This is a genomic window from Dictyobacter arantiisoli (assembly GCF_008326305.1).
Classification (GTDB): Bacteria; Chloroflexota; Ktedonobacteria; order Ktedonobacterales; family Ktedonobacteraceae; genus Dictyobacter; species Dictyobacter arantiisoli.
Genome location: NZ_BIXY01000004.1, coordinates 35,226 through 50,027, shown reverse-complemented (window position 1 = coordinate 50,027; position 14,802 = coordinate 35,226). Strand labels below are relative to the sequence as shown.

General features: G+C 48.4%; 12 protein-coding genes and 1 pseudogene. 3 read left to right on the top strand and 10 right to left on the bottom strand.

The annotated features are described in order from the left end of the window. Positions 1-104 precede the first annotated feature (104 nt). From F1593_RS02435 to F1593_RS02400, 8 genes and pseudogenes are all read right to left on the bottom strand, one after another. Positions 105-965 (bottom strand): DUF6585 family protein, encoded by an 861-nt coding sequence (locus F1593_RS02435; RefSeq protein ID WP_149399975.1) that lies wholly within the window; start codon positions 963-965, stop codon positions 105-107. 68 nt (positions 966-1,033) lie between these two features. Continuing rightward, on the bottom strand, positions 1,034-1,885 hold the full coding sequence (locus F1593_RS02430; RefSeq protein ID WP_149399974.1) for an SDR family oxidoreductase: 852 nt from the start codon (positions 1,883-1,885) through the stop codon (positions 1,034-1,036). 51 nt (positions 1,886-1,936) lie between these two features. Continuing rightward, the gene (locus F1593_RS02425) at positions 1,937-3,124 is read right to left on the bottom strand and encodes a cytochrome P450 (protein ID WP_149399973.1); all 1,188 of its coding nucleotides are present in this window, start codon (positions 3,122-3,124) and stop codon (positions 1,937-1,939) included. A gap of 23 nt (positions 3,125-3,147) precedes the next feature. Next, positions 3,148-3,318 (bottom strand): annotated as a pseudogene (locus tag F1593_RS02420) (SDR family oxidoreductase); the annotation flags it as partial. A gap of 131 nt (positions 3,319-3,449) precedes the next feature. Continuing rightward, complete coding sequence (locus F1593_RS02415) at positions 3,450-4,301, bottom strand: alpha/beta fold hydrolase (protein WP_149399971.1); 852 nt, start codon at positions 4,299-4,301, stop codon at positions 3,450-3,452. Between the two features lie 198 nt (positions 4,302-4,499). Next, positions 4,500-5,321, bottom strand: a complete 822-nt coding sequence (locus tag F1593_RS02410) for a helix-turn-helix domain-containing protein (RefSeq protein WP_172631803.1) — start codon at positions 5,319-5,321, stop codon at positions 4,500-4,502. 132 nt (positions 5,322-5,453) lie between these two features. Further along, entirely contained in the window at positions 5,454-5,768 is a 315-nt protein-coding gene (locus F1593_RS28140; RefSeq protein ID WP_172631802.1) for a hypothetical protein, read from the bottom strand. Between the two features lie 252 nt (positions 5,769-6,020). Then, positions 6,021-6,776, bottom strand: a complete 756-nt coding sequence (locus F1593_RS02400; protein WP_172631801.1) for an SDR family NAD(P)-dependent oxidoreductase — start codon at positions 6,774-6,776, stop codon at positions 6,021-6,023. Between the two features lie 193 nt (positions 6,777-6,969). Between F1593_RS02400 and F1593_RS02395 the strand changes: the two genes are divergently transcribed. The 3 genes from F1593_RS02395 to F1593_RS02385 all read left to right on the top strand — a co-directional run bounded on the left by F1593_RS02395 (position 6,970) and on the right by F1593_RS02385 (position 9,248). After that, positions 6,970-7,857 carry a LysR family transcriptional regulator gene (locus F1593_RS02395; RefSeq protein WP_172631800.1) on the top strand — a complete coding sequence of 296 codons (888 nt, stop codon included), beginning with the start codon at positions 6,970-6,972 and terminating at the stop codon, positions 7,855-7,857. Positions 7,858-8,157: 300 nt separating this feature from the next. Beyond that, positions 8,158-8,550: a hypothetical protein gene (locus F1593_RS02390; RefSeq protein ID WP_149399967.1), complete on the top strand. Its 393-nt coding sequence runs from the start codon at positions 8,158-8,160 to the stop codon at positions 8,548-8,550. Positions 8,551-8,597: 47 nt separating this feature from the next. After that, the gene (locus F1593_RS02385; protein WP_149399966.1) at positions 8,598-9,248 is read left to right on the top strand and encodes a histidine phosphatase family protein; all 651 of its coding nucleotides are present in this window, start codon (positions 8,598-8,600) and stop codon (positions 9,246-9,248) included. Between the two features lie 234 nt (positions 9,249-9,482). Here the strand turns inward: F1593_RS02385 and F1593_RS28135 are convergent, their stop codons facing one another. Together F1593_RS28135 and F1593_RS02380 are read right to left on the bottom strand one after the other, a co-directional pair. Next, complete coding sequence (locus F1593_RS28135) at positions 9,483-9,635, bottom strand: hypothetical protein (RefSeq protein WP_172631799.1); 153 nt, start codon at positions 9,633-9,635, stop codon at positions 9,483-9,485. 553 nt (positions 9,636-10,188) lie between these two features. Then, complete coding sequence (locus F1593_RS02380) at positions 10,189-14,256, bottom strand: DUF6788 family protein (protein ID WP_172631798.1); 4,068 nt, start codon at positions 14,254-14,256, stop codon at positions 10,189-10,191. Between the last annotated feature and the right edge of the window lie 546 nt (positions 14,257-14,802).

Below are 14,802 nucleotides of genomic sequence, written 5' to 3'. Positions count from 1 at the left end.
TTTAAGGACACTTTCAATGAAAATGCAGCAATGAAATGAAAGGAAAGTCTTAATGGGACTCTACCTTGATTATGAAATTCGTGTATTCCAACATCTTGCTAAACCTATCTCTTTTTTTCAAGGAAAAAAGCAGCAGGCCCCTGCTGATTGCGAATAAAATCGAGCAGAGCATAGAGCAGATGGATATTGGGAACATCTTTATCTGAGATCTTGGCCCATGACGAAAACATACCATCACTCTGTTGATTGATCTTAATCACCCAATTACAGTGAACTTCTTTCACTGCCTGCCAGGGGAGAAGTTGTCCAGCGTAGCGGATGCCATCCAGGCTTAGGCTGATCGTACCGAAGGTTACGAGATGCCCACGCTGATAGGCATCAACAGTCGAGGGCCAGAGGTAGGGAAGCGTTTCTTGCTCGACGATTTTACCCAACTTATTCATATTGAACTCAAATGAGTTCCCTCCGAACAGAACGCCTTGCTTGTTTTGTATTTTGTAGATATCTATGATCGCGCCGGTCTCTTCAGGACCGCTTTTCTGGTGGACCTCATGCCAGATCAGAGCAACGTTTTGCCAGTGAAGCACATCAGAAAAAACAACTCGTTGCTTCTGATATTGCAGTAATATAAGGCCATAGGTATAGAGTAGAAGTGCTGAGCCGCGCCTATGATAGACATGTATCCACCCAACAACGATTCTGATTATCATAAAGAGGCCAGCACCTGGAAAAAGCAGAGCAAGCAGTAAGAGCAGGAATGATGAAATATCCATTTTTAATTGAACAGATTGAATGGTTGGTAATAACCAAAAAAAGGGCAAGAAAAAAAGTGAGGCAAATACAATTGCAAAGATATGTCTGCAAAAAGAGGCATGAACGAGATCATAGGCAGTACGCAAGGAGCCAAGTTTATATTTATGAGCAAGCATATCTGCATCTACCTGACGGGTTGTCTGTTGTTGCATCTGTGTTATATTCCTTTTAACCTGGATGTTCCATGATTGGACACCGCCTGTTTGTTTCTCCTGACCGACTATTTACGCTGTAATCCAAGACTGTTTGCTATCAGTGTATCCACAAGTCGTTTAGGAAGTAACAAAGGAATCGTCCAGGTGATGAAACTATGGGGTACAACAGCATAGCGAACACGTGGATGAGGAACCGTTAAGGCTTTCCAAATTTTCTTGCCCAGTCGCTCTGGTGAATACCCTTTGCGTCCTCCATCGATCATAAAGCGAGTATACTTTTCCAGTGCTGGCGCATATTCTGTTTCCTCATAACGAGAGACGTCAATCTCCTCTGCTTTGTCCCACGTTGCTGTCGCAACTGATCCAGGCCCAATGACAATGACATCGATGCCGTACAACAGTAATTCACGACGAAGACTGTCCGAAAATCCTTCCAACCCAAATTTAGACGCATGATAAGCACCAATAAATGGTCCACCAAGCTTTCCACCAACAGAGCTAATATTGATGATACGTCCGGGGTTGCCCTTGAGAGAACGGTCCATGCCAAGTAATGGGACAAAGGCTTGTGTTGCGATGAAAGGCCCGACCAGGTTGACCTCAAGTTGATGTCGATATTGGTCTACAGGCAGATACGCAAGTGGACCCTGAGCAGAAACGCCAGCATTGTTTACTAGTCCGAAGAGGGTTTCGCCATGCAGTGAATCACGAACCTGCTGAGCTGCTTCGTGAACTGCACGTTCATCGGTGATATCAAAGAGAAGCGGTGTAAACGCATTTCCCAACTCATCTGACAATCGTTTGGCATCCTCTGCTTTTCGCACACTTCCAAAAACGTGAAATCCCTTTTCGACTAAAACTTTTGCCGTACCTCGACCGATACCGCTAGACACTCCTGTAACTACAACGCTTTTCATGCATTCTACTCCTCATTGCCTACTATTTATGACACCTTTTCGTTGATACCTTTACCATTCCAGGGGAACATGCTTGAGCCCATAAATGAAGTAGCTTGGTTTGAGTTCGAGTGGCATGCTGCGTCTGCGTCGAATGGTCGGGAAGCGTTCGAGCAGCATTCCCAGCGCGATGCGTGCCTCCAGACGTGCCAGAGGAGCACCCAGGCAGAAATGAATGCCATGACCGAAGCCCAGATGACGATTGGGGCTGCGTCGGATATCAAAGATCTCAGCATGCGGGAACTGCCGCTCATCCAGGTTAGCAGCTGCGAAGAGCGGTAAGACCAGGTCTCCAGCCTTGATCTGCTGACCAGCCAGGACCGTATCCACCAGAGCGACGCGAGCGAGTGAATGGACAACGCCTCGATAGCGAAGCACTTCTTCAATGGCCGATGGCAAGAGTTCTGGGTGCGCAAGAAGCTCTTGCAGGCTCTCAGGATGCTCATCCAGACAGACCAGCGCGTTGCAGATCAAGCCCACCGTGGTTTCATGGCCTGCAATCAAGAGCAGCATACAGGTTCCCAGCAGTTCCTCTTCTGAGAGGTGCCCGCCATCGACTTCTGCTTGGAGCAATGCTGAGACCAGATCTTCACGGGATGCTTGCCTGCGCTGTGTGATCAGCTCACGAAAGTAGTGCGCTATTTTTTGCAGCGCAGCCACACGATGAGCCAGATCTGGACTCACAGCCTCCGCTGACCACGTACGAAAAAGTTCACGATCACTACTGGGCACCCCTAATAGTTCAGCGATGACCTGAATGGGCAGTGGGAAGGCCAGTTCATCCACCAGATCCATCTCTCCTCTGGATGCAACCTGATCAAGAAGAGCCTGCACAATGGCCGTAATGCGTGGTTCCAGCTGAGCCACCATCCGTGGAGTAAAGCCCTGGGAAATCAATGTGCGCAGGTGTCGGTGGCGTGGGGGGTCTATGCCAAGAATCCCCATGCCCAGAAATGGATCGACATTCCCATCAGCGTTGACAGAGCGCTGAGAGGAGAAGGTCCCTTGATCGAACAGGACGTGTTGGACCTCCTCGTAGCCAAAGACGAGCCAGGATGCACGCGCCGGATCGAACATCACGGTATGGGATTGCAACATCTGCTGATACCACTCATAGATATCCAATGTCAGAGGGACGGAGACCTGCTGTGCCCTGCGGCGGGTCAGGTCTTCATAAGAAAAAGAAACGCTCTTGCTCATCAAATTGCTCCTTGTCAAGACACGTTGACGCGAATTTTGCGACCGCTCAATTCGACCGTCCAGGTACGAGCGAATGATCGTACAGCAGCTTTGCTCGCACCATTGATGGTACCTCCTCCCTGCCCTTTGGAGACCCCGATTGAGGCGGTGAGAATAATCGATCCTCCATCTTGCAAGAGTGGAAGCCCTTTTTGCCAGGGCTTGCGAATTATTGCAGAGAGGAAAGAGTCATGGATCTCAAAGTGTCTGGCTTCCCCTTACGCTTCTTAGAACCATACGGCTTGTGAACAAGGCCCGTTCAAAGACCTCGTATGAGGGGAAGAACTCAAGGATAAACTTGCTGCAGGAAAGCGGCAACGTCACGGTTGAATTGGGAAGCCTGCTCTAAAAAAGGAGCGTGACCACACTGATCATATACAATACGCGAAGTATGTGGAATATAGCGAGCGATATAGTCTGAAGCAGCAGACAAAATCACACGATCGTTTCGCCCGTGCAACAGCAATGTAGGAATAGTAATACTCTCTAAGACGGCTCGATTATCCATTTCACGCATGAGCATGCCCTGACGTGTGGCAGGCAAGGTCACTGCGCCAAAGCCAACCATCTGGTAAAAAGTCTGTGGATCGACCCCTTCGTAGGTCATCAGATCCACGAATTGTTGCAAGGCCGTCATCCATTGGGCGTAATCGGGAAATAAGAAACCCGGAATCAATTGGAGAAAATCTCCGCCAAAGAGAGGCAGCACCTCCTCTCGGCCTGCATCCGAAGCAGCATCCACAAAAATCAGCCCGCTCAGGTTGTCCTGTCCCCAGCATTGGACGTAGTCACAGAGGATGTGACCTGCGTAGGACCAGCCTACCAGGAAGGGCTTGTGCAGATGCAATGTGTCGATGACGGCTTGAATGTCATCAGCCCAGATTTTGCTATTTTGGTACTCTCTCAGATCGGTCGGCTTGTCAGAGAGTCCATGCCCCCGTAGATCCAGACGAATCAGATGGTACTGTGCACTCAAATTCTCGTCCTCAAATTGCCTATCCCAGGCGAGACGACTTTGACAAATCCCATGAATCCAAAGGATCGCCGGTTTGCTTGGATCTCCATGCTCTTCCACGAAGAGCCTGGTCCCGCCCACACCTTCAATAGAACGTCCTTTATACTTAGGAGCAAGTTTCATAGTAGACCTCTTATAGATTGATAAACATGAATGAAATGCAAAGAAAACCGTATCACCTTCACAGGTGGCTGCCACCCGTCGCCATTTTGCCTCTCATCCTCACAAAGCTTTTGCCTTAGTACCTCTCCGTTTTGATACTTTTTCGGTACGTGTCAAATCACAACGTGCTCTTAGTATAGAATCTTCTCGAGGTGCAAACTAGTAAAATCTTGCGGTCTTGCGATAGGCCCCTGGTGTGATGCCAACGTGTCGCTTGAACTGCTTGGCAAAATGCGTTTGATCAAAAAAGCCGGTTTCATGAGCGACGTAGCTCACAGAGAAATCTTGAGCCAGCAATTTTCTGGCATGCCACAGGCGTACCTGAATTTGATAGGCATGAGGCGGTAAGCCAACAACGTACCGAAAGAGACGAGCCAGGTGGAACTCGCTTAGATGAGCCATGCTGGCGAGCGTTTCCAAGGAGACATCCTCGGCATAATGTTCTGCTAAGTAATCCTTCACACGCTGGATAACAGAGCCTCCCCCTCTCAAGTCAGCTGCTCCTCGATCGAAGGATCGCGAGAGAAGCAGCTGAGACACTCCTTGCAGCAGCAGATCCTGCTGTTCGAGCCGAGATGTGGACACAGCGAAGCGAGCAAAAAGATGTTCGAAGAAGAGGCTGAGAGTGGTATCGTGTAGCCCTGGGCCGCTTTCGCGTGACCAGGGTTTCTCATCTCCAACCATCTCTGCCGCAAGGTGTTGCAGGAATGTGGGCTCCACTAAGACATGAGAAAAAGTCAATGCCTCAGCCTGGCAGCTCCAGGCTTCTCCAGGCTCAATGACATAAAAGGCTCCTCTGGTAAGCTCCTGTTTGGTATCCCGATACTGTAAGATCCCCCTGCCCGACTGGATCGTCCCAATCACATAGGACTGAGCAAACTGTTGACAACAGGGATTGGTGACACTGGTCCCCTGAAGCAATTCAAACTGCGAAAGCTTCCACGGACGCCAGAACTTCAGCCTCTCTTGAGCGTCATTCATCTTCTCACACTTTCGTTTCATTTTTAAAAGTCTTTCAACATCACTTAAATTTACGCCACTCCCCCATCGACGAACAACTCGATCCCGGTGACAAAACTGCTGTCGTCTGAGGCCAAATGGGAATGGGCAAGATCACGATCCATGATCGCAGCAGACAACGGTATCGATGTAAGGTCTGCAATTCGCCAACAGTATCCGGAAGGATGGAGAGCCAAAATTTTTACGACCAATTGTCCTTGCCAGAAGAGTCCTCTCTGTAGGCTCATTCATGTTGATCGCTTGCTCACCAGTTTCATTGTCAAAATTCAGCAAGAATCCGCCAATCTCATTCGCAAATTTACAACAAACGCGACATCCCCAGGCGTTGGAACTATAGATATCACGTAACTCCTTGACTGAGGGAGCACGGGTAAAACGAGGATAGGCTGTTCGCTCAATGGCAGTCATGAATGCATGCCTCCTACCCACCTAGATTTCTATGAAGAGCATCATCTCCCATAGAGGCGGGTCAATGTCCTCATCCTAAAGGAGTCAGGGAGCAAAGACAACGATAGGACATCACGATAGGACAATTGGCTCCTTCACTGGTTTGGGCAGGAGATTTCTTAGGCATCCAGAAAACGAGGAATTTCCATCAAGCTTGACGGAACTTCCTTTCTTCCCCCGAATACGTTGGAGTTGGTGGCTGGAGGCGCGTCGTTACAGGGTGAGGCCTGAATCGACGGTGATTATCTGGCCGGTGATGCTCTCGTTGCGGGCTAGCATGACGTAGGCGGCGGCGACGTCCTCCAGCCTTGTGGCTTGCTTGAGTGGGGCTTGCTGTGTGGCCGCCTGGATGTATGCCGCGCTGAATGTGTCGTTCCAACGTGTCTCCAGAAAACCGGGTGCGACGGCGTTGACGCGAATGTCGGGCCCAAGGGCGGTTGCCAGACATTTGGTGAGATGAATGGTTCCGGCTTTGGAGACCGAGTAGGCTATATTGCTCCCTCCACTGGCGCGGATACCAGATATGGAGGCTGTATTGATCACGTGTCCTCCACCATTTTGTCGCATGAGCGGAACCGCCGCTTGCGTCGTAAAAAAAGGAGCTTTGGTGTGTACGTTCAAGACGGTATCCCAATCCATTTCTGTCAGCGCCTCTATCTGAGAAAAAGGAACAGCTCTCGTGGTACCAGCATTATTAATCAACAGATCAAGGCGTCCGAAGTGCTCTGCGACATCTTCGACCATACGCTTACTTTCGGTCACGACACTTGGTGCGTTTAAGTCTGCCTGAACAGCCTGCGCTTTGACACCCAGGTCCTGCAACATCGTGACAGTCTCAAAGGCGTCACGCTCGGAACGTGAATATCCGACAGCGACATGCATCCCTGCCTCTGCCAGGTGCCGGGCAATGACGCGCCCAAGGCCAGTGCCTCCACCTGTGATCAAGACTACTTTTCCTTGTATATCCATATTTTCTCTCCCGCTGACTTTGAATTTCCGACGAACCATAAAGCTTTGCCACACATCTGGAATCATTGATAGCTATCCAAAAGTCGTCACACGGATAATTTGCTTGCGCTCCATCAGCATAACAGAGTATGATATATCGAACAACACAAAGTATTCGAAGCAAACATTCATCTTTACTGATAGGTTGAGGATTATGGATCTACGACATTTACAAACGTTCAAGGTGATTGCGGAGGCAGGTAGTTTTGTCCAGGCTGCCGAGCGACTGCAATATGCGCAATCAACGCTCACATTACAAATTCAGCAACTTGAAGCGGAGCTCGGAATCGAACTCTTTGATCGCCGACGGAGAAAAATCCAGCTTACCGCCGCAGGACACACACTCCTCATCCACACGCAGCATATACTCAATCAAGTCGAGCAAATGCAGCAGGATCTCTCAGACCTGGCGGCCGGCGAGAGCGGATCGTTACGCGTAGGCATGATCGAGCCCATAGCCCGCCTCTATCTCATCGATGTCATGCACGCCTTCCGTGAGCGCTATCCGCGTATCCGTCTCACAATCGAGATCCTGAGCACCATCCGCACGCACGAACAACTCACAGCCAATCAGATTGATCTCGGCATCTCAACACCACCACCCGCCAACGTAGGACTCATCTTCGAACCCATCCTGACCGAAACGCCTGTCCTACTACTCCCCAAAAACCATTCTCTACAGCAACAAGACGAGATCTTGCTGAGCGATCTATGCGCTGAATGCTTGCTGCTCACGGAGTCGCCCTGTGCCTATCGCACGGCTATCGAGCAAGCCTTTATGGCACGCGGGCTTCCACTGGCAATTGGCATTGAGATCGGTAGTCTCGAAATCATCAAGCAAGCCGTCCAGCAAGGAGTGGGAGTCGCAATCATGCCTAAAATCGCCACATACCATATTCCAGACGATACAGTTGTCCGACACGTCAAAGACTTGAATCTGCATATGCCTCTTGGTCTCATCACCAGAGAAGTTCCGCTCACACAAAGCAAGGCGGTACAAGCGTTTAGCTCCCTGTTCAAACAGGCCGCCGCAGACGCTTGAGTAGCGGCTTGATATCTACCAACAGCACACTACCGCACAACAGAAACACGGGAAGTAATTTGCTGACAACCATCTATTCCCACGCCGGCTCATCTGGCAACAGCCCTAATCCTGTCACGTTTTGCACATCAAAGTGGAGCAGACTCAGCAGCAGAAAGCAGCCTGGTAAACAAATAAGTAGACAACAGAAGATAGAGAAACGTGTCTGAATTTAAACTGAGGATCGGACATCAATACTCTCTCCTCTATTCCGCATCACATTTTAAACACCTCTCTGGCTATTAAGCGGTTCCCCTTCCTATGCTGACATATCAAGCTCTGGATAGGCAAGCAGAGGCAGAGCATAGCCAGAAATATCTCTATCCAGCCAATCAACAAGCCATGGATCATCTTTATCTGGAACTCCTACAGGATATACTCATGGACAAATATGATACACTGGATGAGTTACAGAGGTCTATTCTGACAACAATAACAAATTTTATCCAGCATGAATTGGGAACGCTCTATACAGATATCAGCCTGCCGACACAACACAGCAGCAAGCAAGTGATGATAAAAGGTGTAACTATTCAGCAAGGGGGTCGAGGGGGCCTGCAAGGCCCCTTCGCGGGGTGCGGGGTGTCCCCGTCCCCCTCTCCTTCGCCGCCGCAAGGCGGCTTGAGAGGTACTGGGTACCTGAATAGTTACTAAAAGGTAGGCATTCAGAAATATCTTTATATAAAGGAATAAAGCCAGCAATGACAAAAAAGACCACACTTTATATCACACGGCATGGACAGACTGAATGGAATGTAGAACGAAGAATACAGGGCTACACCGATTCTCCTCTGACGGCAACCGGTAAGCTACAGGCCAGTTGGCTCGGCGCTGCTCTGGAGGATACTGAATTTACCACTATCTATGCCAGTTCCAGCGGACGTACGCAACAAACAGCCGAAATTATTCGCGGCACACGTCAGTTACCAATCATCGCCTCAGACGACCTACGCGAAATCGGCCTCGGCTCCTGGGAAGGAAGACTCACGGAAGAGATTCAACTTGAAGATCCAGAGGAATATCAAGCCTACCGGGACACTCCGCATCTGTATCAGGCCAGGCATGGAGGAGAAACATTCGACCAGATACGGCAACGCGTCGTCACAAAAATCCACGAGATCGTCACCCACCACGAAGGACAGAACATCCTCGTCGTCACCCACGCAGTAGCCATCAAAGCCCTCATGAACGACCTTGAAGAGCGACCACTGGCACGTTTCTGGGAACCACCCTTCATCCATCCCACCTCCCTCAGCAAAATCATCTACAGAGATCGCATCCCAACCATCGAACTCTATGGAGACATCTCGCACTACCAGATCCCTATTGAAACGCCTGAACGCAAACGGTAGCAGAGAACGAATTCAATAAAAGAAGAGAAAAAGACAAAATAAGAGGCCCACCATCTAGAGCAGACTAGATTACGGCGGGCCGCTTCATTATAGGCTAGCACAATCTATTGTACTATTAATCAAAATGTGACATATTTCTGCTCCTTTCTATAATCCACACACATGATATACGCAAATCCCCTCCACAAGAGGACAAGTTGACCGGTGTTACGGACGTATGCACGTCACTCTATGCTAAAGCCAGGGATAGGACATGCTTGGTTTAATAAGAGTCTGCCACAAATTGATATGAGCCATGTTTAAGGCAACAAAGCTGATAGCTAAGAGTGAAAGCACGATCAGGACGAAGAGAATGAATACCTGTTTGTTGCGAAGTGAGAGAGTCATGTGAGTGATCCTTCCTGCCAGTAAGCTGGCAATGTTCCTGAATATCAGGAACAAAAATTAAAATTGGGCTAGCGTCAAGGAGACGCAGATAAGTAACATATCTACAGGAGTGAGAAACATAGGCATAAGTTACCTGGTCTCTTGCATCTCAGTTGCAAGACTAACTTATTTTCGTTATGCCTCTACCTCCTGATGTATACAGCTTCATCTGTACGCTAATTGCTTTAAATAACTATCAAGCATTAGCTTGTGATAAAAATATACACTACTAGAGGGAAAAACATGGCTGTTTTTATCCATGTTCTGAGGTACTGCATCAATACGGAAGAGGAGAAAGCCATCGCATATTGATTGGGGCGTCAACGAGGATGTTAGTAGGCATACCAGTCTGGGGTACATGTATCAATTTGAGGCGGGCATTGCAGAAAATTTGGACGTGACACGGCGTAGAGGAATGTAAGCAAGAGCGATATTATTTTCACAACAAGAGTTACTAATCATTGCAAGCATAACAGATTAATTCGATACTACAAAACAAAGATCTACAAGCATATCAGGCTTTTGTCATAGAGGATTTATGACTGAGAATAACTAGGCTGACTTCATTCAAATCCACCATGGCAGAACAATCCTCAAAGATTTTATTTGCTTCTTTTAAATCTAATACTCCTTCTTCATATTTCTCTAAATTCAACAAAGACAATCCATAGTGATGCAAAATTCTGCCATATTCCAATCTCATACCTTTTCGTTGTGCTAGCTTTTCAGCTAGCTTATAATGAATTACAGATTGGTCATATAAGCCCTGTGCCACAGCAACATTACCTAAAGCGTGATGAGATCGGGTAATTAGCCATTCTAAGTTTAGTCTTTCTGCTTCTTCTAAAGCTTGCATAGAATAGTTATAAGCACCTTCAATATCGCCCAATTGGATCAAAACTTCTGCTAATATAACTTTTCCCTCTATCCTTGTTTCGGCTTCAATACCTTTAAATGCGATAGCATGCATAAGGGTAGTTTTAGCTTTTTTTAATAACTTTAAGCTTAATTCTTTAGAGCCTGTTAATATCATTTGCTTACACTGTATAAACCGCATATAACCTAATGTAACCAATGCATTTCCAATATAGATAGATACATGAGTTTTCCTTCCAATATTTAATGAGTTGTACAAAGCAGTCTTAGCATCTGAGTCTTGACCTTGTTCAAGTAGAGCGTATGCCAAATAAGCATAAAATAGGCTTATTGAAGATTTGTCCTTTATAATCTCAGAAATTGTAATTGCTTTTGTTACTTCATCAACTGCTTCCTTCAAATTACCTGTACGAATATAGATTAAACCCATATTAAATAGATTAATCACTTCTACAAGTTTATCATTAATACTTTCAGCTAAACTATAAGAACGTCGCAAAGCAGCCTGGGCGCGAGAATATTCTGCGGTTCTAATATAGATATCACCTATATTGCAATTAATAATAGCAATTTCTTTTTTGCTGCTATGCTGTTCAGCTATAGCAAGAGCCTTATTCAAATAAGGTAATGCTTCCTCACAGCGACCGCTAGCAGCTTCAACATTGCTTAATAAAGTATGAATTTTGCCAACATCAACTAAATTTCTATTTAAAGCACGTTTTGTCAATGAAAGATACGATAAACTGTTATTATCATAATTAGGGATATGTTGTTCTAATACATCCATAAATAGTTCTAACGCTTCATTAGCCGTACGGCGTGTTTCATCATAGTTTCCTTCACGCCATGAAACGTAACTTTGTTGTAACTTAAGACTTGCCCATGCCAGGCCATTAGTAATGCCAACTTTTCTTAAAACCTGCTCTCCCTGTTCAATGTAAGATTTAGAGTTTGTTAAATCTCCCTGATTGTACCAAGTTGCGCCTATGCCCCATAAGAGCATAGCTTGAACCTGAACTTCTTGCTTGTAGTCTACAGATAAGGAATTACTATGCCTGAGGTGTATGGCAAGTGCTTGTTCATAAAATTTACGCGCTGTCTCAAATTCACCTCTAATACGTGCACACTCACCAAGACGCTCAAGTAAAAATGATATGCGTTGCCAATCAGTGTAATCTGTCCCTAAATGTTCAAACGCAATACGATAATTTTCTTCAGCTTCACGGTATGAGGAAAGGGCCAAAGCATTGTTACCAGCTAATTCTGCAAAGTGTGCTATAGTCTCATCATCTGCGCCTCCGTTAACGAGATGGAAAGTGATGAGGGCGGCTTTGGCTTCGAGGTTTTTTTTGTACATTTTTTGGAAGACGGCGGCGGCGCGGCGGTGCTGACTGGCTCGCCGCGCCGCCGAGAGCTTCTCTTCATATAAAAAACTTGCAAGCAGGGGGTGCCAGAAGTGATAGGTGATCCTGGTGCCGCTGCCTTCTTCGGTGAGCATGCCGGAGCGCAGGGCTTCTTCGAGGAGGAGTAGAACTTTGTCTTCGTCGTAGTCGGATTTGGCAGCCTCCATTTCGCTGATGACCTGGAATTCAAAAGATCCTCCCAGGACGGCGGCTTTCTGGAGGAGGAGCTGGCATTCGCGGCTGAGGCGCGCCATACGCAGCTCAAGTACGGCGTTGATGGTGTCCGGCAATAACTGGCTTTCCGGGTCCATGAGCGGCAGGGGCTGGCTCTCAACAATGGTGCGGGCCAGTTCTTCGGCAAAGAAGGGATTGCCACCCGCACGCTCGGTGATCTTTTCGATGATGGGCTCGGAGGCGTGCGAGACTTGCTCTACGAGCGAGGTGATCTGGTCCTGGCTCAAGGGCTCAAGCCCTATCACTTCGACGGCATTCTCGCGGCGTAGATCGGTCAGGAGGGGACGCAGGGCGTGATCGGGGGCCAGTTCGTTCTCACGGCAGGTGCCAATGATGACAATGGGATAACCATAAGTGCGCCGCGCCAGATAGGCCAGCAGGTCGCAGCTACTACTGTCAGCCCATTGCAGGTCGTCCAGCGCGATGAGTAAGGGGGTGCTTTCACTGATCAGAGTCAGTAGCTCACGGGCCGCTTCCCAGAGGCGCAGTTGCTCCTGCTCGGGAGAGAGCGAGGTGGGGAAGTTGACCGCTGGCAAGAGATCGTGGATCTCCGGCAGGAGCGTTCCTAAGGATTGGAAGACAAGTGGTCGGCGTTTCACCTCTTGCCGTTGCCAGATGCCTTGCTCCATCGCCTTGCGCAGCACCTCGGTCCATAAACGATAAGGGATTGTTCCTTCCTGAGCATAGACACGGCTCCAGGCGACCGCCCAGTTGCGCTTCTTTGCCTCACGGCCCAGCTCTTCCGCCAGACGCGTCTTACCAATCCCAACGTCTCCCATCAGCAGGATGCATTGCGGGCGGCGATGCGGATCAAGCGTAGCTACCGCCGAACGGCGCTGTGATCCCAGGCGGAAACGCGCCGCTTGCTCGGTTGATATAATTAGCTCGCGTAACTGGACCAGTTCCTGTTCGCGTCCAACCAGCGGGCTTTGGTGTGTACGCCCAATCTGGATCGCAGGTGCCTCACTACCGCTACCACTGCTGGCACTTGTGGTAGTTCCACGCGTCACCGGCTCGCTTGTCACCTCAGTGGAGCGCTCCGTCTTATCCGTACCGCGCAACAAATCCTCATAGAGCTTGCGGGTATCTGGCAAAGGAGCAATATTATATTCCTGTTGCAACACATGGGCCAGCTTTTTGTAAGAGCGCAACGCCTCACCACGTCGTCCCAGCTTCTCCAGCACAATCATCAAACGCTGTACGCCAGCTTCATTGCTGGGATCTGCATATATCAATTTATCCAGGGGATCAATTGCGCTGGTCAGAGCATCGCGATCAATCATCAGATCGGCCAGTTCTAGCTGCAGGCCAATCCAACTGCGTTTCAGTGACTCACGGCGCGCCCGGGTCCAACTATTGCGCTGATCCTCAAGCAAAAAATCGCCACCATAGAGATCCGCCGCCTCCTTTAGCAACTGCTCCTTCTTCCCGAGATCCTCTCCACCATCCTTCAGCTCATGGGCCTTCGCAATCAATACCTCAAAAGCATCGGCATCCACCCAGATATGGGAGGTATCGGCAAGGGTGATCACCTCACGCTCGGTCTTGAGCAAATCAGAAGTTGCGGGTCGGGCGCGGGAGGGTTCAAAGACCTGACGCAAGCTATAGACAGCGCGATCCAGACGGCTACCAGCAGTCTCAGTGTCCAGATCGGGCCAGAGAGCATCCATAATCTGTTCTCGGCCCAGTTTGCGGCCTCCTACGCTTACCAGACAGCCTAAGAGTGCTCGCACGCGCTGATGCTGCCAGGATGCCTCATTGACAGGATGCCAATCCAGTGCATCTCGCTGCGTATCGCGGCGCTCCAGGCGGAACTGCCCCAGCGTATAGACGCGCAATACTGCTTGATCAAGCTCGGTCGCCTGATTCGTCGTAGCAGTTTGATTGCCCAGCACATTCTTTTCAGCCTCAGGAGGTAAATGCTTCCCAATATATGTGCGGCTCGTACGCCCATCGATTGTTTGATATGCATACCAGTAAGGTCCATGCCCGATGCCTTCTCGACAGCGCTTACAACGAGGCTTCCCACAATAACTTACCTGTTGATGATAGGTAATCTTATCATTCATGCACATACTCCTGATATCACAGCCCAAAAGTCCCGAGATCAGCACTAGCGTCATTCTTCTACAGCGTTGCTATAAAGAAGAGAGACAGAAAATCGCAACGCAGAAGGCGTATTGCTACAAGGACGGTCACAGTCATTAAAAGGACGAACAATTATACTGCTACATCAAATTACCATCTATGAAGTAGTATATAGCACATTCAAGAAAACTTCATCTTTACCTAAAATTCGCATCAAGAAATGGCGACAATGTCCTGCATTTAAGATCAGTCTGCCGAGACATTGTAAGCTGTTTGTAGACAAAGTGGAGGAGAGCCTGTCGAGCAGCACGAGATAGATAGATAGACAGATAGTTGTAGGTCACAACGCCGCTAAAGAGGCTCTCACAAAATCAACCCGTGGGCCACTGCTTTTTAGTGCATCAAGTGTCGAAATTTTTAATAGTAGCACTTGAAATCGCATAACCAAATAGTACCTGATTTAACGCCATTCTTCAACAGATTGCAGCAAAGCAGACAAGGGTCATTGCAAAACAGAAGGGAACGTA

Excerpts from the sequence above, each read along its gene's own strand:
- F1593_RS02435 (WP_149399975.1), bottom strand. The coding sequence starts at position 965 with ATGCAACAACAGACAACCCGTCAGGTAGATGCAGATATGCTTGCTCAT.
- F1593_RS02430 (WP_149399974.1), bottom strand. The coding sequence starts at position 1,885 with ATGAAAAGCGTTGTAGTTACAGGAGTGTCTAGCGGTATCGGTCGAGGT.
- F1593_RS02425 (WP_149399973.1), bottom strand. The coding sequence starts at position 3,124 with ATGAGCAAGAGCGTTTCTTTTTCTTATGAAGACCTGACCCGCCGCAGG.
- F1593_RS02415 (WP_149399971.1), bottom strand. The coding sequence starts at position 4,301 with ATGAAACTTGCTCCTAAGTATAAAGGACGTTCTATTGAAGGTGTGGGC.
- F1593_RS02410 (WP_172631803.1), bottom strand. The coding sequence starts at position 5,321 with ATGAATGACGCTCAAGAGAGGCTGAAGTTCTGGCGTCCGTGGAAGCTT.
- F1593_RS28140 (WP_172631802.1), bottom strand. The coding sequence starts at position 5,768 with ATGACTGCCATTGAGCGAACAGCCTATCCTCGTTTTACCCGTGCTCCC.
- F1593_RS02400 (WP_172631801.1), bottom strand. The coding sequence starts at position 6,776 with ATGGATATACAAGGAAAAGTAGTCTTGATCACAGGTGGAGGCACTGGC.
- F1593_RS02395 (WP_172631800.1), top strand. The coding sequence starts at position 6,970 with ATGGATCTACGACATTTACAAACGTTCAAGGTGATTGCGGAGGCAGGT.
- F1593_RS02390 (WP_149399967.1), top strand. The coding sequence starts at position 8,158 with ATGCTGACATATCAAGCTCTGGATAGGCAAGCAGAGGCAGAGCATAGC.
- F1593_RS02385 (WP_149399966.1), top strand. The coding sequence starts at position 8,598 with ATGACAAAAAAGACCACACTTTATATCACACGGCATGGACAGACTGAA.
- F1593_RS28135 (WP_172631799.1), bottom strand. The coding sequence starts at position 9,635 with ATGACTCTCTCACTTCGCAACAAACAGGTATTCATTCTCTTCGTCCTG.
- F1593_RS02380 (WP_172631798.1), bottom strand. The coding sequence starts at position 14,256 with ATGAATGATAAGATTACCTATCATCAACAGGTAAGTTATTGTGGGAAG.